The 21,180-nt window shown below is 44.4% G+C and carries 19 protein-coding genes; 17 read left to right on the top strand and 2 right to left on the bottom strand.

Annotation, left to right across the window (positions count from 1 at the left end; translation table 11 throughout):
- The first annotated feature begins 210 nt into the window (after positions 1-210).
- The gene (locus tag AB6C75_RS00645) at positions 211-1,251 is read left to right on the top strand and encodes a lactonase family protein (RefSeq protein ID WP_372106395.1); all 1,041 of its coding nucleotides are present in this window, start codon (positions 211-213) and stop codon (positions 1,249-1,251) included.
- A 79-nt stretch (positions 1,252-1,330) separates the two neighbouring features.
- On the opposite strand, the gene AB6C75_RS00640 is transcribed toward AB6C75_RS00645, so the two are convergent.
- Entirely contained in the window at positions 1,331-2,506 is a 1,176-nt protein-coding gene (locus tag AB6C75_RS00640) for a 2-octaprenyl-3-methyl-6-methoxy-1,4-benzoquinol hydroxylase (protein ID WP_135385312.1), read from the bottom strand.
- 308 nt (positions 2,507-2,814) lie between these two features.
- On the opposite strand from AB6C75_RS00640, the gene miaB reads away from it, so the two are divergent.
- The 5 genes from miaB to lnt all read left to right on the top strand — a co-directional run bounded on the left by miaB (position 2,815) and on the right by lnt (position 8,547).
- Complete coding sequence (miaB, locus tag AB6C75_RS00635; protein ID WP_009848484.1) at positions 2,815-4,239, top strand: tRNA (N6-isopentenyl adenosine(37)-C2)-methylthiotransferase MiaB; 1,425 nt, start codon at positions 2,815-2,817, stop codon at positions 4,237-4,239.
- 163 nt (positions 4,240-4,402) lie between these two features.
- Complete coding sequence (locus AB6C75_RS00630) at positions 4,403-5,524, top strand: PhoH family protein (RefSeq protein WP_009848483.1); 1,122 nt, start codon at positions 4,403-4,405, stop codon at positions 5,522-5,524.
- On the top strand, positions 5,525-5,986 hold the full coding sequence (gene ybeY, locus AB6C75_RS00625; protein ID WP_017101917.1) for an rRNA maturation RNase YbeY: 462 nt from the start codon (positions 5,525-5,527) through the stop codon (positions 5,984-5,986).
- A gap of 120 nt (positions 5,987-6,106) precedes the next feature.
- A complete protein-coding gene (corC, locus tag AB6C75_RS00620) occupies positions 6,107-6,997 on the top strand; it encodes a CNNM family magnesium/cobalt transport protein CorC (protein ID WP_012603382.1) in 891 nt (296 codons plus the stop codon).
- Between the two features lie 32 nt (positions 6,998-7,029).
- Positions 7,030-8,547, top strand: coding sequence for an apolipoprotein N-acyltransferase (gene lnt, locus AB6C75_RS00615; RefSeq protein WP_372106392.1), 1,518 nt, complete (start codon positions 7,030-7,032; stop codon positions 8,545-8,547).
- Between the two features lie 78 nt (positions 8,548-8,625).
- Here the strand turns inward: lnt and AB6C75_RS00610 are convergent, their stop codons facing one another.
- Positions 8,626-9,096, bottom strand: coding sequence for a zinc ribbon-containing protein (locus tag AB6C75_RS00610; protein ID WP_012603380.1), 471 nt, complete (start codon positions 9,094-9,096; stop codon positions 8,626-8,628).
- Between the two features lie 263 nt (positions 9,097-9,359).
- Here AB6C75_RS00610 and leuS point away from each other — a divergent pair, with 263 nt between their 5' ends.
- From leuS to lipB, 11 genes are all read left to right on the top strand, one after another.
- A complete protein-coding gene (gene leuS, locus AB6C75_RS00605) occupies positions 9,360-11,936 on the top strand; it encodes a leucine--tRNA ligase (RefSeq protein WP_372106390.1) in 2,577 nt (858 codons plus the stop codon).
- 179 nt (positions 11,937-12,115) lie between these two features.
- Entirely contained in the window at positions 12,116-12,772 is a 657-nt protein-coding gene (lptE, locus tag AB6C75_RS00600) for an LPS assembly lipoprotein LptE (RefSeq protein ID WP_372106388.1), read from the top strand.
- Between the two features lie 9 nt (positions 12,773-12,781).
- Entirely contained in the window at positions 12,782-13,807 is a 1,026-nt protein-coding gene (gene holA / locus AB6C75_RS00595; RefSeq protein WP_372106386.1) for a DNA polymerase III subunit delta, read from the top strand.
- Positions 13,808-13,871: 64 nt separating this feature from the next.
- A complete protein-coding gene (gene rsfS / locus AB6C75_RS00590) occupies positions 13,872-14,189 on the top strand; it encodes a ribosome silencing factor (protein WP_009848475.1) in 318 nt (105 codons plus the stop codon).
- A 3-nt stretch (positions 14,190-14,192) separates the two neighbouring features.
- Positions 14,193-14,663 carry a 23S rRNA (pseudouridine(1915)-N(3))-methyltransferase RlmH gene (rlmH, locus tag AB6C75_RS00585; RefSeq protein WP_009848474.1) on the top strand — a complete coding sequence of 157 codons (471 nt, stop codon included), beginning with the start codon at positions 14,193-14,195 and terminating at the stop codon, positions 14,661-14,663.
- A gap of 6 nt (positions 14,664-14,669) precedes the next feature.
- The gene (mrdA, locus tag AB6C75_RS00580; RefSeq protein ID WP_012603375.1) at positions 14,670-16,562 is read left to right on the top strand and encodes a penicillin-binding protein 2; all 1,893 of its coding nucleotides are present in this window, start codon (positions 14,670-14,672) and stop codon (positions 16,560-16,562) included.
- Entirely contained in the window at positions 16,562-17,683 is a 1,122-nt protein-coding gene (gene rodA, locus AB6C75_RS00575) for a rod shape-determining protein RodA (RefSeq protein WP_009848472.1), read from the top strand. The genes mrdA and rodA overlap by 1 nt, the downstream gene beginning before the upstream one ends.
- Before the next feature lie 3 nt (positions 17,684-17,686).
- Positions 17,687-18,529, top strand: coding sequence for a septal ring lytic transglycosylase RlpA family protein (locus tag AB6C75_RS00570; protein WP_372106383.1), 843 nt, complete (start codon positions 17,687-17,689; stop codon positions 18,527-18,529).
- A gap of 101 nt (positions 18,530-18,630) precedes the next feature.
- Positions 18,631-19,812, top strand: coding sequence for a serine hydrolase (locus AB6C75_RS00565; RefSeq protein WP_012603373.1), 1,182 nt, complete (start codon positions 18,631-18,633; stop codon positions 19,810-19,812).
- 232 nt (positions 19,813-20,044) lie between these two features.
- Complete coding sequence (ybeD, locus tag AB6C75_RS00560) at positions 20,045-20,323, top strand: DUF493 family protein YbeD (RefSeq protein WP_029223108.1); 279 nt, start codon at positions 20,045-20,047, stop codon at positions 20,321-20,323.
- A gap of 195 nt (positions 20,324-20,518) precedes the next feature.
- Positions 20,519-21,178, top strand: coding sequence for a lipoyl(octanoyl) transferase LipB (gene lipB / locus AB6C75_RS00555; protein ID WP_012603371.1), 660 nt, complete (start codon positions 20,519-20,521; stop codon positions 21,176-21,178).
- Positions 21,179-21,180 lie beyond the last annotated feature (2 nt).

The following is a 21,180-nucleotide window of genomic DNA, read 5'->3' as shown; positions in this document are numbered from 1 at the left end:
ATTTAGGTTCTGGCGCCGAGAGGTGTGAGAGTTCAAGTCTCTCCGACCGCACCATCATTGAATAGAACCCAGCTTTTTAGCTGGGTTTTGTTTTATCTGGAATATGTAAATCTGCAAGCCAAGTCACCAAGTATTCTCTCCTATAACCTCACTTTACTACAATTTTATTAGACAATGTCTGCTCCATTTCCTAACTGAGTATGACTGCCTATGAAAACCCTCCCTTTAACGATCGGTTGCTACACAGATTCTCCAAGTAATAGCCAAGGTGTATATCAAACTCAGTTAGATCTAGAAACGGGAACGCTGTTGCCTTTAGAGCTTATAGCGGCCTGCACTAACCCCTCGTTTATTACCACGACAAAGCTGGGGGTCTACACAGCTTCTGAAGTTGACCAAAAGATACAACCACAACTGATTCATATACCGAATTCTGATTCAACAATAGCGTCAAATACTAGGCCAATCTCAGGAGATCACCCTTGTCATATCACGATAGATCCCCACAATAAGTTTGCTATTACATCGCAATATTCATCAGGGACATTCGATATCTTTAGTTTAAGTATCAATGGCAATATCGATAAACGGCTCAAAACACTCAAAATGGTTGGTTCTGGACCTAATGCAGAAAGACAAACAGGCCCACATGCACATCAAAGCCTTTTCCTAAAGAACTCTCCGCAGTTTGTCACCGTCGATCTCGGAGCCGATCGAATCAACTTCTATTGCTTTGACGAAGAGCAAGAAGAGTTCCTTGATGAACCAATGCAATCTATCAAAGTACGTGCAGGGAATGGACCTCGTCACTTAATCTTTAATCAAGCTGAAGATAGAGCCTATGTGGTGTGTGAGCTCTCTGAAACAATATTGATTTTAGAAAAGTCTTTAGGCATTTGGAATGTAGTGGAAGAGATTGATGCATTGCCTAATATGGAGAAAGGAGAAGCCGCAGCTGCGATTAAGCTATCGCCAGATGAGCAATTCCTTTATGTGTCTTGCCGACATCAATCCAGAATCAGTTGTTTTAGAATAGACTCCGTCACTCAAAAGCTCATTTTTATGGATAGTTACGATGTTGAAGGTAAGTTCCCTCGCGACTTTCATATCACTAAAGACGGGCAATGGCTTATCGCCGCAAACCAGCACTCCAACAACCTCACGTCATTCAAACGAAATATTGAGGATGGATCTCTCATTTATACTGGATGCTCTTTAGCCATTGATGCGCCTGTTTGTGTGACGCAATAGCACTAAGCACTATCATGAAATCAAAAAAGGAGAGCCTCAGCTCTCCTTCTTTTATAACTAGATAACTTGGAGTAACCAATCACAACCCTAAAGCGTACTTAAGCACCTGTGATTTAATCGGCCCTGAGTTTTCTGCTAGCTTTAGTGCTGCATTTCGCACAAACTTAAGTGGGCCAATGTCATTGCTAAACGTTTTGTAGAAAAAGTCCATGCCACTTTGCATCATTAGATTGTCACCTCTTCTGATCACTTCATAGCGTCTCGCCACAGATTGATTCAATTCACCTTTCTCTTGGGTGATATCCAATAGTGCTGCCACATCTTTAAAACCCAAGTTAACACCCTGCCCTGCTAGAGGGTTAATCGTATGTGCAGAGTCCCCGACTAAAATACAGTTATTCTTTGAGTATGATTGAGCATGACGTCGTGTCAGAGGAAAAGAACCCGAGTTCAAAACTTTGATATCACCTAACTCTTTAGGAAAGTGAGTAAGTACTTCATTACGTAGTTTTTCAGGGGGCATTGCTGACAATTGCTTAATACGCAGTGGAGAATCATACCAAACTAACGAGCCCTGCCCGACTTCTTGATCGTCAGAGACTAGAGAACACAAAGGCAAAAATGAACGAGGACCACTTGGTAAAAATTGCTGCCAAGTAATATCTTGCTGAGGCTGTTCTGTTTCTACGTTGATAAGCATGCAGTGCTGTCGGTAATCCCAAGCCGTAATACCAATCCCTGCTTGCTGACGGACGGCTGAATTTGCGCCATCAGCGCCAACCACCCACTTCGCGGACAACTGAGTACCCGACTGAAGCTTGACTATATTGGTCTCACCAAACTCAATCTCATCGAGCTTTTCTGGACATAACAGTTCGAGATTGTTGTAGGCATCAAACTGAGCCCATAAACCCAATTGGATTAATCGATTCTCAACGATGTAACCTAAACGAGGTAAATCAAGAGATGCAGCATCAAACCGAGTACGACACTCTGGGTGTTCCCAAGTTTCCAATCGCTTGTAAGAACAGACGCGCATCGCTGCAATACTTTGCCATGCACCAAGATCTTCAAGCAAATCGACCGATGCTTGAGAAATCGCTGACACACGAATGTCCATCGCTTGCGACTCATCAAAAGCTTGTGGGGCAAAACCTTCGATCACCGCAACACTCAGACCTTGCTTTGCAAAACCGATTGCTGTTGCTGCACCAACCATGCCGCCACCGACGACTACAATATCGTAACTGTTCATATTTTGTACTTATCAGTTTGATTCTTTGACTGTTTTTGATTGTACTTTTTCATAACGAACTTGTAACCAAAAACCTTATTCGAAAGAAGGGTTATCCCTTATGGCATATGGCGTTAACGATAATAAAAACCACTACATAAGAGATTTGTTCAGACTACTAGTCAGTCGGTTTTGAAACCAGTACAATACGCCGCTTGCCGCTAGAGCCTGTCATAAAATTGAATACCGAATTATGACGAACGGAGCTAGCGGATGAATAATGGGCGATTTGCTCCCTTAAATTAAACTAACGATCGAGCGAACATATAATGAGTAAGAAACTGCTAATTAAAACTTGGGGCTGTCAGATGAATGAATATGATTCATCAAAAATGGCCGACCTGCTTAACGCTGCAAATGGCTATGAGCTAACTGAAGTACCTGAGGAAGCAGACGTACTACTATTGAATACTTGTTCTATCCGCGAAAAAGCGCAAGAAAAAGTATTCCACCAGCTTGGTCGTTGGAAAACGCTTAAAGATAAAAAAGAAGGTGTGGTGATCGGTGTGGGTGGCTGTGTAGCGACTCAAGAAGGTGATCACATTCGTCAACGTGCACCTTACGTAGACGTTATCTTTGGCCCACAAACATTACACCGTTTACCAGAGATGATTAAGTCATCACTGTCTAACGAAAAGCCAGTAATGGACATCTCTTTCCCAGAGATCGAAAAGTTCGATAACCTGCCAGAGCCAAAAGCAGACGGCGCAACAGCCTACGTTTCTATCATGGAAGGTTGTTCTAAGTACTGTACTTACTGCGTTGTTCCATATACTCGTGGCGAAGAAGTTAGTCGTCCAATGGATGATGTGCTATTCGAAGTTGCACAACTTGCAGAGCAAGGCGTACGTGAAGTAAACCTGCTAGGCCAAAACGTAAACGCATTCCGAGGCCCTACTCACGAAGGTGACATCTGCACATTTGCAGAGCTCCTTCGCCTAGTTGCGTCTATCGACGGTATCGACCGTATTCGTTTCACAACAAGCCACCCGCTTGAGTTTGGTGACGACATCATTGAAGTTTACAAAGATACCCCTGAACTAGTGAGCTTCCTTCACCTACCAGTACAAAGTGGTAGTGACCGTATTCTTACGATGATGAAGCGTCCACATACGGCTATCGAGTACAAATCTATTATCCGTAAACTGCGTAAAGCTCGTCCTGACATTCAAATCAGCTCTGACTTTATTGTTGGTTTCCCTGGTGAGTCTAAGCAAGACTTCCAAGATACAATGAAGCTAATTAAAGAAGTTGATTTCGATATGAGCTTCAGCTTTGTTTTCTCTCCACGTCCAGGTACGCCAGCGGCAGATTACCCATGTGATGTACCAGCACAAGAGAAAAAAGATCGTCTGTACGAACTGCAACAAACAGTAAACACACAAGCTATGCGTTTCTCTCGTCTAATGCTAGGCACAGAGCAGCGTATTCTTGTTGAAGGTCCATCAAGAAAGAATCTCATGGAACTGCGTGGCCGTACTGAAAACAGCCGTGTTGTGAACTTCGAAGGTTCCGCAGACCTAATCGGTCAGTTTGTAGATGTGAAGATCACTGAGGTTTACACTAACTCACTACGTGGTGAGCTAGTTCGCACAGAAAAAGACATGGGTCTACGCGTTGTAATGACTCCAGCAGAAATGATGGAAAAAACAAAACGTGAAGACGAGCTAGGTGTAGCGACATTTACGCCATAGGCAATACAACTGTTTGAGCACAAAGCGCAAACACAAAGCTTGAAATTACCTAACTAAGTGACCATCTTAGAAATAGGGATATCACCATCAAAAGCCCGGTCTAAATCGGGCTTTTTGCTCTTTTTTATATTTAAGAGTGAGTGGCACAAAATGAGAGGCTAATTTGAGCAATAAAATCGTTACCTTAGAGATAAATCTAGAGCCAGCAGACAACAAGCGCTTGGCAAGTTTATGCGGACCATTTGACGACAACATCAAGCATCTTGAGCGTCGTCTGGGCGTTGAGATTAATTACCGTAGCAACTTTTTCACGATTGTCGGTAAGCCTCACACGACAGCCGCCGCTTTAGACATCATCAAACACCTCTATGTTGAAACGGCTCCAGTTAAAGGCAACATAATCGATATCGAACCAGAGCAAGTGCATCTGGCTGTCACTGAGTCTGGCATTTTGGAGCAACACGTCGAGTCTGAAATCGACTACGGCAAAGAAGTGACCATTAAGACTAAAAAAGGCGTCATCAAACCTCGTACGCCAAACCAAGCACAATACCTAATGAATATGGTCACTCATGACATCACTTTTGGTATTGGACCTGCTGGTACTGGTAAAACGTACTTAGCTGTTGCGGCTGCGGTTGATGCACTTGAACGTCAAGAAGTTCGTCGAATCCTACTGACTCGTCCTGCTGTTGAAGCTGGTGAGAAGCTTGGTTTCCTACCAGGTGATTTAAGCCAAAAAGTAGACCCATATTTGCGTCCGCTTTACGATGCACTGTTTGAAATGCTTGGCTTTGAGCGTGTTGAGAAACTGATTGAGCGTAACGTAATTGAAGTTGCTCCACTGGCTTACATGCGTGGTCGTACATTGAATGATGCGTTTATCATTCTTGATGAGAGCCAAAACACCACGGTAGAACAGATGAAAATGTTCTTAACCCGTATCGGTTTTAACTCACGCGCTGTGATCACAGGTGATATTACACAAATCGATTTACCTCGTGGGGCAAAATCAGGCCTACGTCATGCAACTGAAGTACTCAGTGAAGTGGATGATATTAGCTTTAACTTCTTCATGTCTGAAGACGTCGTTCGTCACCCTGTGGTTGCTCGTATCGTTAATGCGTACGAGAAGTGGGAAGCCAAAGACCAAAAAGAGCGTAAAGAGTTTGAGGCTCGCAAACGAGAAGAACGAGAAGCCAAACTTCTTGAGGCTCAGCAAGCTGTTACGACACAATTAGCAACACAAAATAGCTCTGTCATTGCAGAACAAGGTGATAAATAGATGTCTATTGAACTAGACCTGCAAATAGCGGTCGAAAATGAGCAAGGTCTTCCAACCGAGCAAGATATTCAGCTTTGGTTGGATAAGACAATCCCTCAGTTTCAAGAGAGTGCCGAGTTGACGGTTCGTATTGTTGATACACAAGAAAGCCACCAGCTCAATCATGACTATCGTGGAAAAGATAAGCCAACTAACGTGCTGTCTTTCCCATTTGAAGCACCACCAGGAGTGGAATTAGATCTACTGGGTGACCTCATTATTTGCCGCCAAGTTGTCGAAAAAGAAGCAGAAGAGCAAAGTAAGCCTCTGCTAGCACACTGGGCTCATATGGTTGTACATGGCAGTCTGCATCTGCTAGGTTATGATCATATCGAAGATGATGAAGCTGAAGAGATGGAGTCACTCGAAACAGAAATCATGCAAACTATGGGGTTTGAAGACCCGTATATTCTAGAAAAGTAAATCTATTCTAGAAAAGTAGGTTGCAGAGAAACAATAACTCATCGAACCTGTGATTTTCGCAGGAATCTGAGTTGTAACGTGTGCTATCACACTTCTGATAGCGTTATTTTTTGAGAAATCATGAACGAAGGTAACCCCCCCACTTCTGAGGGAAGTAAAAAATCTGAAGGTCCGAGTAGAAAGTCCTTCTTTGAACGCCTAGGCCAACTATTTCAAGGTGAAGTAAAAGATCGCCAAGAGCTCGTAGATGTAATCCGCGACTCAGAAATTAATGACCTAATTGACCACGACACGCGCGACATGCTCGAGGGTGTAATGGAAATTTCAGAGATGCGAGTACGCGACATCATGCTGCCTCGCTCTCAAATGGTTACAGTTGAACGCACCGATGATTTAGATACATTGATTGCGCTTATTACTGATGCTCAACACTCTCGCTACCCAGTGATCAGTGAAGATAAAGACCATGTTGAAGGCATTCTATTAGCGAAGGACCTACTTAAGTATTTGGGTTCAGAAAGTGCCCCATTTGATATCGAACAAGTAATTCGCCCTGTCGTGGTTGTTCCTGAAAGTAAGCGTGTTGATCGCCTACTCAAAGAGTTCCAAGAAGAGCGCTACCACATGTCTATCGTTGTCGATGAGTTTGGCGGAGTTTCTGGCCTGGTAACCATTGAAGATATCCTCGAAGAAATCGTTGGTGAAATTGAAGACGAGTTCGACGATGAAGAAGAGCTAGATATTCGTAAGCTGAGTAAGCATACCTTCTCTGTAAAAGCTTTAACCACTATTGAAGAGTTCAACGATACGTTTAACACTGCCTTTAGTGACGATGAAGTGGATACCGTAGGCGGTATGGTTATGACAGCACTCGGTCACCTGCCAGTTCGTGGCGAAATTGTAGAAATCGAAAACTACCATTTCAAAATTACGTCTGCAGATAACCGTCGTGTGATTCAGCTACAGGTAACGATACCTGACGAACAACCTCTTCCTACTATCGAAGAATAACAACTTCTCTCTAAAGAGATGACAGAAATTAGATGACTAAGACCTTTATTCATCGCCTATTACGGCCGCTTGCGGCCGTTTTTGTTGGCGCTATAACCACCCTTTCATTCGCTCCATACTCTATATGGCCTCTTGCTATTCTCAGCCCAGCTTTGTTGCTGTTACTGATCCACAACCGCTCTCCTAAGAGTGCGCTTTGGATTGGCTACGCATGGGGTTTAGGTCAATTCACGACAGGTATCAGCTGGGTATACGTCAGCATTGATGGTTTTGGCGGCATGCCACTGGCTGCCAACCTATTTTTGATGGCATTGCTTGTTGGCTACCTAGCCGTTTATTCGGGTCTATTTACCTGGAGTTTGAACAAGTTCTTCCCTGCTAATAACCTAAGCCGCTTTTTCCTTGCAGCTCCTGCATTGTGGTTAATCAGTGATTGGCTACGTGGCTGGGTAATGACGGGCTTCCCTTGGCTTTGGTTAGGCTACAGCCAAATCGATTCGCCACTAGGTTCATTTGCACCGATTGGCGGCGTCGAGTTAGTAACTCTAGCGATCATTGTTTCAGCCTCTGCATTCGCTTATGCGATTGTTAACAGGGCCTGGAGTATCGCTATCATTCCTGCCGTCGTATTTAGCACCGGTTTTGGTATTCGCAACATCGATTGGGTCACACCGAACCCTGAAAAAACTACGTCAGTCGTCTTAATACAAGGCAACGTCGATCAAGACAGCAAATGGCTGCCGAGTCATCGCTGGCCAACCATGATGAAGTACACCGACCTAAGCAGAGAAAACTGGGACGCCGATATCATCATCTGGCCTGAAGCGGCTATTCCAGCATTCGAAGTTGAGATTCCATCTTTCCTACGCAACATAGATAGCGCAGCGAAGATGAACAACAGCTCAATCATTACTGGCGTGCTGAATCAATCTGAAGATAAGAAGTACTACAACAGTGTTCTTTCACTTGGTGTGAATCCATATGGTGAGTACAGCTACGATCCAGACGAACGCTACCATAAGCATCACCTGTTACCGTTTGGTGAGTTTGTTCCGTTTGAAGATATCTTGCGCCCATTAGCACCGTTCTTTAACTTGCCAATGTCATCATTTAGCCGTGGCGACTTTGTTCAACCAAACATCGTAGCAAATGGTCGTCATCTAGCACCTGCGTTGTGTTATGAGATCATATTTAATGATCAAGTTAGACAAAACGTAACAGATGAAACTGACTTTATTCTAACGCTCTCTAACGATGCGTGGTTTGGTCGTTCGATTGGGCCATTGCAACATATGGAAATTGCACAGATGCGCGCTCTAGAGCTTGGTAAGCCGCTTATTCGCTCTACCAACAATGGTGTGACGGCTGTTACCGATTATAAAGGCAACATCATCAAACAAGTGCCTCAGTTTGAAACGGCCGTATTAAAAGCTGAACTCATTTCAACGGATGGTCAAACGCCTTATCACACAGTTGGTACTTGGCCACTGTATGTCTGGGCGTTGCTCAGCTTGGTGATGGGTTGGCTAATTAGAAAGCCAAAGAGCTAGATTCGAAGAAAAGTGATTCGAGGGTTGACTGGTGGGTCAACCCTTTTTTATTGCCGCAGTTTGAAGTTAATTACATGTTTACGGCTTAAGTGCTTTGCGGCTAAACCCTGTAGAGCCACATTTAATGCATGGAATGATATTGGTTGGGTGGTTATATTCGGTTTGATGGCCACACTCGTCACATACTAAGGTGCCTAACCCAATGACTTCACCCGCTTGATATAAGCCCTGATGTTCAAGATCTTGGAACAACTCAACCCATTCAACTTTCGTTCGATCGGTTATGTCTAGAAGGCCTTGCCATATAGAGTCTGCAATCATCAAGTAAAATGGACCGCTTTTACTCTCTTCATAGCTTTCAGAAAACTCTTTCAAGTCCGACTTCACGTAGGCTGAAATCAGCGATAGTTCATCTTTGGTCATGTCGTTGGCTGCTTTCGCATACTTGCCTGACGTTTCGATTTTGTTGTTGAGCTCTTCAGGGCTATGCTTCAGCGTTTCGATGACCTCTTCAACAACTTCTTCATAGAGTGCTTTTTTCTTCGGCATAATAACCTCCTTAAGATAACCAACCTTGAAACGAGCAAACGGATGCGCCGCAATGCACTCCCGCTCACAAACAAATGCAATTCATACTCTTAAGTATAGTTGCCCTGCGAAATTCAGTGAAAATTACGCCATCTACTAGGCAGCAACTGCAAGTATGAAGGGTATAACTATTGTTGTACTCAGCTCCTTTAGGTATTCTATGACGATCTGTAAGATTCTGTTCTAACCGAACTCACAAATTCCAAGATAACCGGATACCATCGATGCAAGAACAATATAACCCGCAAGAGATTGAACAAAAGGTTCAACAACACTGGGATGACAGCGAGACTTTCGTTGTAAGTGAAGACCCAAACAAAGAAAAATTCTACTGTCTTTCTATGTTCCCGTACCCAAGTGGCCGACTGCACATGGGTCACGTGCGTAACTACACCATCGGTGATGTGGTATCTCGTTTCCAACGTCTACAAGGCAAAAACGTAATGCAGCCAATCGGTTGGGATGCATTCGGCCTACCTGCAGAAAACGCAGCTGTAAAAAACAACACAGCGCCTGCTCCGTGGACTTACGAAAACATCGAATACATGAAAAACCAGCTTAAACTTTTAGGCTTTGGTTACGACTGGAAACGTGAATTCGCAACATGTACTCCTGAGTACTACCGTTGGGAACAAGAGTTCTTCACGAAGCTTTACGAACAAGGCCTAGTTTACAAGAAGACATCTTCTGTTAACTGGTGTCCAAACGACCAAACTGTACTAGCGAACGAGCAAGTAGAAGACGGTTGCTGCTGGCGTTGTGACACTCCGGTAGAACAAAAGAAGATCCCACAATGGTTCATTAAAATCACTGAGTACGCTCAAGAGCTACTAGACGATCTAGACAACCTTGAAGGTTGGCCTGAAATGGTTAAAACCATGCAGCGCAACTGGATCGGTCGCTCTGAAGGTGTAGAGCTATCTTTCGCTGTTAACGGTGAAGAAGCGCCACTAGAAGTGTATACAACTCGTCCAGACACACTAATGGGTGTTTCTTATGTTGGTATCGCTGCAGGTCACCCACTTGCAGAGAAAGCATCAAAGAACAACCCAGAGCTTGCAGCATTCGTTGAAGAATGTCGTAACACCAAAGTGGCTGAAGCTGAACTCGCAACAATGGAAAAGAAAGGTATGGATACTGGCCTAACGGCTATCCACCCTCTTAACGGTCGTGTTGTTCCTGTTTACGTAGCTAACTTCGTTCTTATGGATTACGGCACAGGTGCTGTAATGGCGGTTCCTGCTCACGATCAACGTGACTACGAATTCGCTACTAAGTACGGCATCGATATCATCCCAGTAATCAAGCCAGAAGATGGTTCTGAGCTAGATGTGTCTGAAGCGGCTTACACTGAGAAAGGTGTACTGTTCGATTCTGGTGAATTCGATGGTCTTGCATTCCAAGAAGCATTCGATGCAATCGCTGCGAAGCTTGAAGCTGAAGGCAAAGGTAAGAAAACAGTAAACTTCCGTCTACGTGACTGGGGCGTTTCTCGTCAGCGTTACTGGGGTGCTCCAATCCCAATGGTAACCACTGAAGACGGTGAAGTTCACCCTGTACCAGCAGACCAACTGCCCGTTATTCTTCCAGAAGACGTGGTAATGGATGGCGTAACTAGCCCAATCAAGGCGGATAAGTCTTGGGCTGAAACCACATTCAATGGCGAACCTGCGCTACGTGAAACTGATACGTTCGATACGTTCATGGAATCCTCATGGTACTACGCACGTTACTGTTCACCACAAGCTGACGACATTCTAGATCCTGAGAAAGCAAACTATTGGTTGCCAGTTGACCAATACGTTGGTGGTATCGAGCACGCATGTATGCACCTGCTTTACTCTCGCTTCTTCCACAAGCTTCTTCGTGATGCGGGTTACGTGACATCTGATGAACCGTTCAAGCAACTTCTATGTCAAGGCATGGTTCTAGCTGACGCGTTCTACCACACGAACGAGAAAGGCACGAAGGAATGGATTGCTCCAACTGACGTGACTATCGACCGTGACGCGAAAGGTCGTATTGAAAAAGCAGTCGACAACCAAGGCCGCGACGTTGAACACTCAGGCATGATCAAAATGTCTAAGTCGAAAAACAACGGTATCGACCCACAAGAGATGGTAGACAAGTACGGTGCTGACACTGTACGTCTATTCATGATGTTTGCTTCTCCTGCAGACATGACACTTGAATGGCAAGAATCTGGCGTTGAAGGCGCAAACCGCTTCCTCAAGCGTGTTTGGAAGCTGGTTCACGCTCACTCTTCTAAAGGTGCAGCTGAAACTGTTGATGCTTCTGCTCTATCTGGTGACCAGAAAGCACTTCGTCGTGATATCCACAAGACTATCGCGAAAGTAACGGACGATATCGGCCGTCGCCAAACGTTCAACACAGCAATCGCTGCAATCATGGAGCTGATGAACAAGCTAGCGAAAGCACCTCAAGAATCTGAACAAGATCGTGCAATCCTTGATGAAGCGCTAAAAGCAGTGGTTCGTATGCTTTACCCTATGACGCCACACATCTCTTACGAAATGTGGATTGCGCTTGGTGAATCAAACGTAGACTCAGCAACATGGCCAACGTTTGACGAGAAAGCGCTAGTTGAAGACGAGAAGACTATCGTGGTCATGATCAATGGTAAGCTACGAGCAAAACTAACGGTTGCTGCTGACGCGACAGAAGAGCAAGTTCGTGAACTTGGTCTAAACGATGAGAACGCTAAGAAGTTCCTAGATGGCTTAACTATCCGTAAAGTTATCTTCGTACCTGGTAAGCTTCTAAACATCGTTGCGAACTAATTTCGCTAACATATTACAATTGCTAAAGAATTAACGAACTTAATTCATCAAAAGCAGTCTGTAGACAGGGTAGCTAATAACCCTGTCTACTTATTTAAGCGCTTTAGACTTGAGCCTAACAACTCAAACTAACTAAAGCTTTTAAATAAGTATTCTACCTTCATGAGAGCCATCAAATAATGCGCCTGATTTTACTATCTTCATTGAAAGTTACTATTGTTGTTTTAACCGTTAGCCTGCTGAACGCCTGTGGTTTTCACCTACGTGGTGATTACTCCGTGCCACAAGAACTCAACAAGATCTCTGTGACCAGTTACGACCAATACAGTACGTTTACACGTATGATGAAAAGCCAGCTGCGTATGAATGATGTAGAAATCGTGCCACCTGCTGAGAACATCCCTAACCTGCATATTCTTGGTGAAGGAGTTGGGGAACGTACTTTGTCGCTATACCAAAACACTCGAGCCGCTGAAATTGAGCTTACGTTCTATGCTTCATACCGCGTAACGATCCCAGAACTTGGCGACAAAACCTTCTCAACCAGCGTAACCCGCAGCTATTTAGATAACCCACTAACTGCACTTGCGAAATCGGTTGAGCGTGACATGATAGAAGACGAAATGCGCAAACTTGCGACGAGCCAAATCCTTCGTCAAATGGCTCGATTAAAAGCTAACATTGCTGCTGATAGTATGAACCTAGAAGAGCTTGAACAGGTTCAAGTAAAAGAGCTTGAAAAACAGTACAACATCAAGAACATCGAAATTGACGACGTTGAGGTCGACGCAAGTGCAGTACCTGATACTGAGCCTAGCGTAACTGTCGAGCAATAGGTTTATTTAATGCGTATTTTTGCTGATCGTTTATCTGAGCAACTTGCTAAGCAGTTAAGTAACGTTTACCTAATTTTTGGTAACGAACCTTTACTGCTGCAGGAAAGCCGAGAAGCGATTCAAAAGACAGCCAAAGAGCAAGGCTTCGAAGAACGCCACCGCTTTGCTATTGATAGCAGTCTCGACTGGAATCAAGTCTACGACTGCACTCAAGCATTGAGCCTATTCTCTAGTCGTCAGCTCATCGAACTTGAATTGCCAGAATCCGGGGTCAATGCCGCAATAGCAAAAGAGCTGCTCGCAATTTCAGAGCATATTCATAGCGATATCTTGTTGATCTTGGTAGGCACCAAGCTCACCAAAGCTCAAGAAAGCGCTAAGTGGTTTAAAGTGCTCTCGAATCAAGGATATTGGGTCAGCTGCCTAACCCCAGACGTTAGCCGATTACCTCAGTTTGTCCAAACTCGCTGTCGTCAAATCGGCTTGTCACCGGATCCTGAAGCGATACAAATGTTGGCACAGTGGCATGAGGGTAATCTATTTGCCCTCACCCAAAGCCTAGAAAAACTAGCTCTCCAATACCCAGATGGAAAGCTCACATTAGTGCGTTTAGAAGAATCGCTGAGTCGACACAACCATTTTACTCCCTTCCATTGGAGTGATGCGTTATTAGCAGGCAAAGGCAACCGTGCACAGCGAATCCTGCGTCAGTTAGAAGCCGAAGGTGTCGAACCCGTTATCTTATTGCGCAGCATACAACGTGAGCTTGCTCTGCTATTCCAAATGCAGCAACAAATGAAGCAGATGCCAATCGCACAGGTATTTGAAAAGCACCGTATCTGGCAATCAAAAAAACCTCTTTATAACGCCGCGCTAACAAGAGTTTCGATATCTCAATTACACTCCCTGTTTGCTCTACTCACTCAAGTAGAATTGATGACAAAAACGCAATATGAACAGTCGCCTTGGCCACTAATTCATCAGTTAAGCGTAGAGTTTTGTATCCCTTCAGCTTCAATCCCATTTCACGCATAAAAGCGTGGTATATTCTAGGGTCAACAGACCCTAAAAAGCTAAACTCAGATTAAAGGAACACCCCGTGTTACGTGAAGAACTAAAAGATTTTCTTGCAGACAAAGCCGACGACATGAAAGCAGAGTCGATTGTGACTATCGATGTAGAAGGCAAATCAAGTGTTACTGACTACATGATTGTTTGTACTGGTACATCTAAGCGCCATGTTGCCTCTATTGCACAGCATGTTGCTGATGAAGTGCGCAAGGCTGGCATGAATCCCCTTGGCATGGACGGCCAAAAAGAAGGTGAATGGGTTGTTCTAGATATGGGTACAAGCATGCTTCACGTTATGCAAGAAGAGCATCGTGAACTGTACCAACTAGAAAAACTTTGGGGCTAAGCTTTGAAGATCCAGTTAATCGCAGTTGGTACAAAAATGCCAAAGTGGGTTGAAGAAGGCTTTAAAGAATATAAACGCCGCTTCCCTCATGATATGCCATTAGAACTCATTGAAATCACTGCGGGAAAACGCGGTAAAAATGCCGATATTGCACGTATTCTTCAAAAAGAAGGCGAAGCAATGTTAGCTGCAGTTCCAAAAGGTAACCGCATTGTCACACTCGATATCCCAGGTAAAAAGTGGGATACGCCCCAACTCGCAGAGCAATTGGAAAGTTGGAAGCTGGATGGCCGTGACGTTTCTATCCTTATTGGCGGGCCCGAAGGATTAGCACCAGCATGTAAAGCGGCAGCAGACCAAAGCTGGTCTCTATCAGCACTTACTCTCCCTCACCCATTAGTACGCGTTATCATGGCTGAAAGCTTATATCGAGCTTGGAGCGTCACTGCTAACCACCCTTATCATCGAGAATAAGCGTTAATGTTACGTAAACGTAGCCAAATTCGTGATTACAAAGCAGAAGCACGACTATTTACTAGTCGTGCTTTTGTTGCGTTTGCAGGGATTATAGTGATGATGAGCTTGCTGGTTGTGAACCTTTACAACATCCAAGTTAATCAATATCAGGACTATAAAACCCGCTCCAACGACAACCGCATCAAGGTCGTTCCAATCGCACCCAATCGTGGTTTAATTTACGACCGCAACGGTGTACTTCTTGCGGAAAACCGGCCTGTTTTTAATCTGGAGATCACCCCAGAAAAAGTCAAAAACATGGAAGATACGCTTGTTCGTTTACAAGCGTTAATCGACATACCACCGGAGCGTATCGAACGTTTTAATCGTGATCGTCGTAATTCACGTCGCTTCAAATCAGTACCTATTCTTAATCAGCTTACCGAAGAACAAGTGGCGGTCTTTTCTGTAAATCAACATAAGTTCCCAGGCGTTGAAGTGACAGGGACGCTAAAACGTTTCTACCCTTATGGTGATGTGTTAACTCACGTGATTGGCTACGTATCTCGCATCAACGACCGTGATATGCAGCGCTTGGTTCGTGAAGAGAAAGACGCCAATTACCAAGCCACCCGCGATATCGGTAAACTCGGCATTGAGCGCTATTACGAAGACATGCTACACGGCACCGCTGGCTATCAAGAAGTCGAAGTAAACAGCCGTGGACGAGTGATCCGCACTCTTAAATTTGTACCTTCGGCTCCGGGGAAAGATATCGTGCTCAACTTGGATATCAAACTTCAGCTATACGTGCATAAACTGCTTGATGGACGTCGTGGTTCAGCCGTGGTTCTCGACCCGAAAGACAATGGCGTATTAGCCATGGTTTCCAGCCCAAGCTACGACCCAAATGCCTTTGTGCATGGTATTTCCTCGAAAGGTTATAATGCCCTGCTTCAAGACAAAGACCGACCTTTAGTTAACCGTGCAACGCTAGGAATTTATCCGCCAGCATCGACGATCAAACCCTTCATTGCCGTCGCAGCTCTGCAAGAAGGCGTAATTACTCCGAACACGACGCGTAATGACCCGGGCTATTGGAAGATTCCAAACTCAAAAACGAAGCCGTTCCGCGACTGGTTACGTTGGGGACACGGTGTCGTTGACATAGAGAAAGCCATTGAAGAATCGGTTGATACCTTCTTCTACCAAATTTCATTTGATTTAGGCATCGATCGCTTATCTAAATGGATGATGTTATTCGGTTTTGGTGATTACACTGGCATCGACATTTACGAAGAAAGCAAAGCGAATATGCCCACTCGCGAATGGAAAATGGCCAGACACCGTGTACCTTGGTATCAAGGTGACACCATCCCTGTCGGTATTGGCCAGGGCTACTGGACAGCAACACCAATGCAGATTGCAAAAGCGACTTCAGTATTGGTCAATGAAGGAGAGGTAACCGCTCCCCATTTACTACGCGCGACAATTGAGAACGGTCAACCGTTCGATGAACAAACGATATCTGAAATCGAAACGTACCCTCCGGTAACTGGTGTTAAGCAGAGATACTGGGATATCGCGCAAGAAGGCATGAGATTGGTAAACCACGGAAAGAAAGGCACAGCAAGACGCTCATTCCAAAAAATGTCTTATCAAACTGCTGGTAAATCAGGTACTGCACAAGTATTCGGTCTAAAAGAAGATGAAGAATACAACGCAGATGAAATCGCAGAACATTTACGCGATCATGCCCTCTTCACCGGTTATGCGCCTTTTGAAGATCCTGAAGCGGTCGTAACTATCGTTTTGGAGAATGCCGGTGGTGGTTCATCAAATGGTGGCCCAGTTGTAAGAAGAATTTTAGACCATATTATTCTTGCAGAAGATTATGAAAGTGAGCCAATAAAATAATGAAACTTGATCCTTCAACTGGACGAAATAGAGCCCTATTTGAACGGCTGCATATCGACCTTCCGCTATTGCTTGGCATTCTGGTTTTAATGGGCTTTGCCCTATTGATCATGTACAGCGCAAGCGGACAAAGCCTTGCGATGATGGATCGCCAAGCGATGCGTATGGTGCTGTCTTTAGGTGTGATGATCTTTTTAGCGCAAATCTCGCCTCGTACTTATGAGACCTTGGCTCCACTACTGTTTGCGGGCGGCGTTATTCTACTACTCGGAGTGTTGTTCTTTGGCGAGGCCTCTAAAGGTGCACAGCGCTGGTTAAACTTCGGCTTTATTCGATTCCAACCCTCTGAACTATTGAAGCTTGCAGTACCTTTGATGCTGGCTCGATTTATTGGTAAGCGCTCACTGCCACCCACTTTCCAAACTTTAGCTATCTCATTAGTGATGGTGTTTGTACCTACAATCCTTATCGCTAAACAGCCCGATTTAGGCACATCGATACTCATCGCAGCGTCCGGTATCTTCGTGATATTCCTGGCAGGTATTAGTTGGAAGATCATTGCCAGTGCCGCGATTGCACTGGGTGGGTTTATTCCAATCTTATGGTTCTTCTTGATGCGTGAATATCAAAAAGTTCGTGTAAGAACCCTTTTTGACCCTGAATCAGATCCATTAGGTGCAGGCTATCACATCATCCAAAGTAAGATTGCAATTGGCTCTGGTGGTATATCAGGAAAAGGTTGGCTGCAAGGTACTCAATCTCAACTAGAGTTCATTCCAGAGCGCCATACCGACTTTATTTTTGCGGTCATCGCCGAAGAGTGGGGCATGATTGGTATTTTGTTTTTGCTCGCTATCTACCTGTTCATTATTGGCCGTGGCTTAGTGCTTGCAAGCCAAGCTCAAACAGCATTTGGGCGAATGATGGGCGGCAGTATCGTACTGAGTTTCTTCGTCTATATTTTCGTAAACATTGGTATGGTAAGCGGCATTCTACCTGTGGTTGGTGTCCCTCTACCTCTGGTCAGCTATGGCGGTACCTCTATGGTTACCCTTATGGCCGGTTTCGGTATTTTAATGTCAATCCATACACACAGAAAAGCATTCTCAAAGGCGACCTAATTGATGTCTGTTAAAGTAACTCCTATAAAAACATCTTTGGTTAATGAGCTGCCAATAAAAAAACTAGTGTCTATAGTGAGCCTAGCCGTTGTTATAAACGGTTGTTCTTCGACAGAACCAACAGGCCGCTACGATATAGATTCAGATATTGCACCAGACGCACCGATCTCAGTAGAGCATCTCGAGGATGCTCACCCTCAGTATGAACCTTATAGTTTAGGTGGTAACACGGATTACACTTTGCGTGGCGAAGACTACAAGATCGTAAAGAAGACAGAAGGGTTTACTGAGAAAGGCAAAGCCTCTTGGTACGGTAAGAAATTTCATGGTCATTTAACGTCGAATGGCGAGATCTACGACATGTATTCGATGTCTGCGGCACACAAAACATTGCCGATTCCGAGCTATGTAAAAGTGACGAATACCGATAATGACAAAACGACGATTGTGCGCATCAATGACCGAGGCCCATTTCATGAAGGGCGAATCATTGACCTTAGTTATGCCGCGGCATACAAACTCGATGTATTGAGAACAGGCACGGCAAATGTTGAGATAGAAGTCATCACTGTGGCTATGCCAACCGACGCAAATAAAAAGGCGGCTTTACCTCAATTTATTATTCAAGTAGCCACTTCTCCACATGAAGATAGAACCGAGAAGTTAGCCAAAGATCTAGGCGAAAAGTTAGCTGTAGCAACGTTCTTGCAGCCAAATGATGATAACTACCGCCTGATGCTCGGCCCATTTCATGACTATGCTCTGACTCAAGAAAAATTAGAACAAGTTAAGCTAATGGGTTACCCGTCAGCTTATATAAAAAAAAAAAAAAAACACACACGCTAACTCGCTAATTTATCTAACAGTTACTTCTGGTAATCAGCGCTCTGGTGTGACAGAGTGATTCTGTTAATATATGAATAGTTCACCTAATAATTGCATTCAAAATGATTAAATCTAATAAACTTGTTAAATCGATTTTTGCTACTTCAGTTGCACTTTCTGCAACGATAGCAACATCGTCATTCGCCGCTCCTATTATTGTTCCTGACGCTCCTCAAATCGCTGCTAAGGGATTTGTTCTGATGGATTACCATTCAGGCAAAGTACTCGCAGAGAAAGAGATGAACACTCAACTTTCTCCAGCAAGTTTAACCAAGATGATGACGAGCTACGTAGTCGGCCAAGAGCTAGAGCGTGGCAACATCAACCTAAACGACGATGTTGTTATCAGTGAAAATGCTTGGGCTAAAAACTTCCCTGATTCATCTAAGATGTTCATTGAAGTTGGTACAACCGTTAAAGTTGAAGAGCTGAACCGCGGTATCATTATTCAATCGGGTAACGATGCTTGTGTTGCGATGGCTGAACATATTGCCGGCTCTGAAGATGCATTTGTTGACTTAATGAACGCATGGGCGAGCTCTATCGGCATGAAAGACACGCACTTTGCTAACGTGCACGGTCTAGACAACCCTAACCTTTACTCAACGCCTTACGATATGGCGCTACTAGGTCAGGCGCTGATTCGCGACGTTCCTGATGAGTACCGTATCTACTCACAAAAGAAATTCACTTACAACGGCATCACCCAGTACAACCGCAACGGTCTGTTATGGGATAAGAGCATGAACGTTGATGGCATTAAAACGGGCCACACAAGCAATGCAGGTTACAGCCTAGTAAGCTCAGCAACCGAAGGTAAAATGCGCCTAGTTGCTGTTGTTATGGGCACCAAGAATGCTAACGCTCGTAAAACAGAAAGCAAAAAACTGCTTAGCTACGGCTTCCGCTTCTTCGAAACAGTGGCACCACACACCGCTGGCGAGACATTCGTAGAAGAGAAAATCTGGATGGGTAGCAAGGACACGGTTGCACTAGGTGTCGACGAAGATACGTTCGTTACTCTGCCTCGTGGCCAAGCTAAGAACCTGAAGGCAAGCTTCGTTCTTGAGAAAGAGCTAGAAGCACCAATCAGCAAAGGCGACGTTGTGGGTAAACTATTCTACCAAGTCGACGGTGAAGACGTTGCTGAATACCCACTACTTGCACTTGAAGATGTAGACCAAGGCAGCCTATTTAGCCGCCTGTGGGATTACCTAGTACTGCTGTTTAAAGGTTTGTTCTAAACCAGTCAACAGTTTGTTCTACGTAAAATCTAAGCTTGCTGTATCGCTAACCTAATGAGTAGGTTCATGATTTGCTCATTAGCGAAACAAAAGCCGCCAGGTGCGGCTTTTGTTGATCTTGAGTTCAGTGATATTTACACGTAATATTCCGCCTTATTACTCGTGTCTATTGACCGAACACGCTTTTTATCGACATTTCGCCAATTTGCGAGAGTCTAGCCTTTTGGAGCTAATCATGAACATCAATTCTGATGCAAAACTAAAAGACCTCTTAGAGTTCCCTTGTTCATTCACTTACAAAGTTATGGGCTACGCTAAGCCAGAACTTACTGAACTAGTGCTAGAAGTGATCCAGCGTCATGCTCCTGGTGACTACAGCCCAACTCTAAAACCGAGTGCGAAAGGTAACTACCACTCTGTTTCTATCAATATTACTGCGACTTCAATTGAGCAAGTAGAAACGCTATATAAAGAACTGGGCGAAATCGAAATCGTTCGTATGGTTCTGTAACTTTCGATTACGCATGAAAAACAGCGGCTTATTGCCGCTGTTTTTGTTTGAAACCCTCGCTCCCCTTCCAAAGCATTCAACTTAATTTTCAATAAATACAAAGAAAGTTGAAAAACCTTGCTGTCCGTCTGTAGTTAGAAACCTGTTTCGCGTTTATAATGCGCTCACTTTATTAATCCTTGAGGAAGTGCCGCTTTGCAAAATAAGCTAATCGTAAAAAAATTAGGTCGTCAGGATTACGAACCTGTATGGAAAGCCATGCATAAGTTCACAGACGAACGCACGGATGAAGACGTAGACCAAATTTGGTTGGTTGAACACAACCCAGTTTTCACTCAAGGACAAGCAGGTAAAGCTGAGCATGTATTAAATGCTGGTGATATCCCTGTGATACAAAGCGATCGCGGTGGCCAAGTGACGTACCACGGGCCCGGTCAGTTAGTCGCTTACTTCCTGATAAACATCCGCCGCAAGAAATTCGGAGTGCGTGATTTGGTTACTCATATTGAGAACCTCGTAATCAATACTCTGAAAGCTTACAATATAGATTCAACTGCCCGACCTGACGCTCCTGGTGTTTATGTCGATGGCAAGAAAATCTGTTCACTCGGATTACGAATTCGACGCGGCTGCTCGTTCCACGGGCTAGCACTCAACGTCGATATGGACTTGTCTCCATTCCAACGTATTAACCCATGTGGTTACCAAGGGATGGAAATGGCGCAAGTAAGCCAACTCGGCGGTCCAAGTGAACTAGAAAACGTTGAGCAACAGTTAATACAAGAGCTCGTAGAACTACTCGGCTATGACCAAGTAGACATTCAAGCCACCAGTAACATTACAGCAGAAGCATAAAA

The sequence above is a fragment of the Vibrio sp. 10N.237.312.B06 genome (genome assembly GCF_041464685.1).
GTDB classification, from domain to species: domain Bacteria; phylum Pseudomonadota; class Gammaproteobacteria; order Enterobacterales; family Vibrionaceae; genus Vibrio; species Vibrio tasmaniensis_A.
This window is presented reverse-complemented; position numbering and strand designations above follow the sequence as displayed.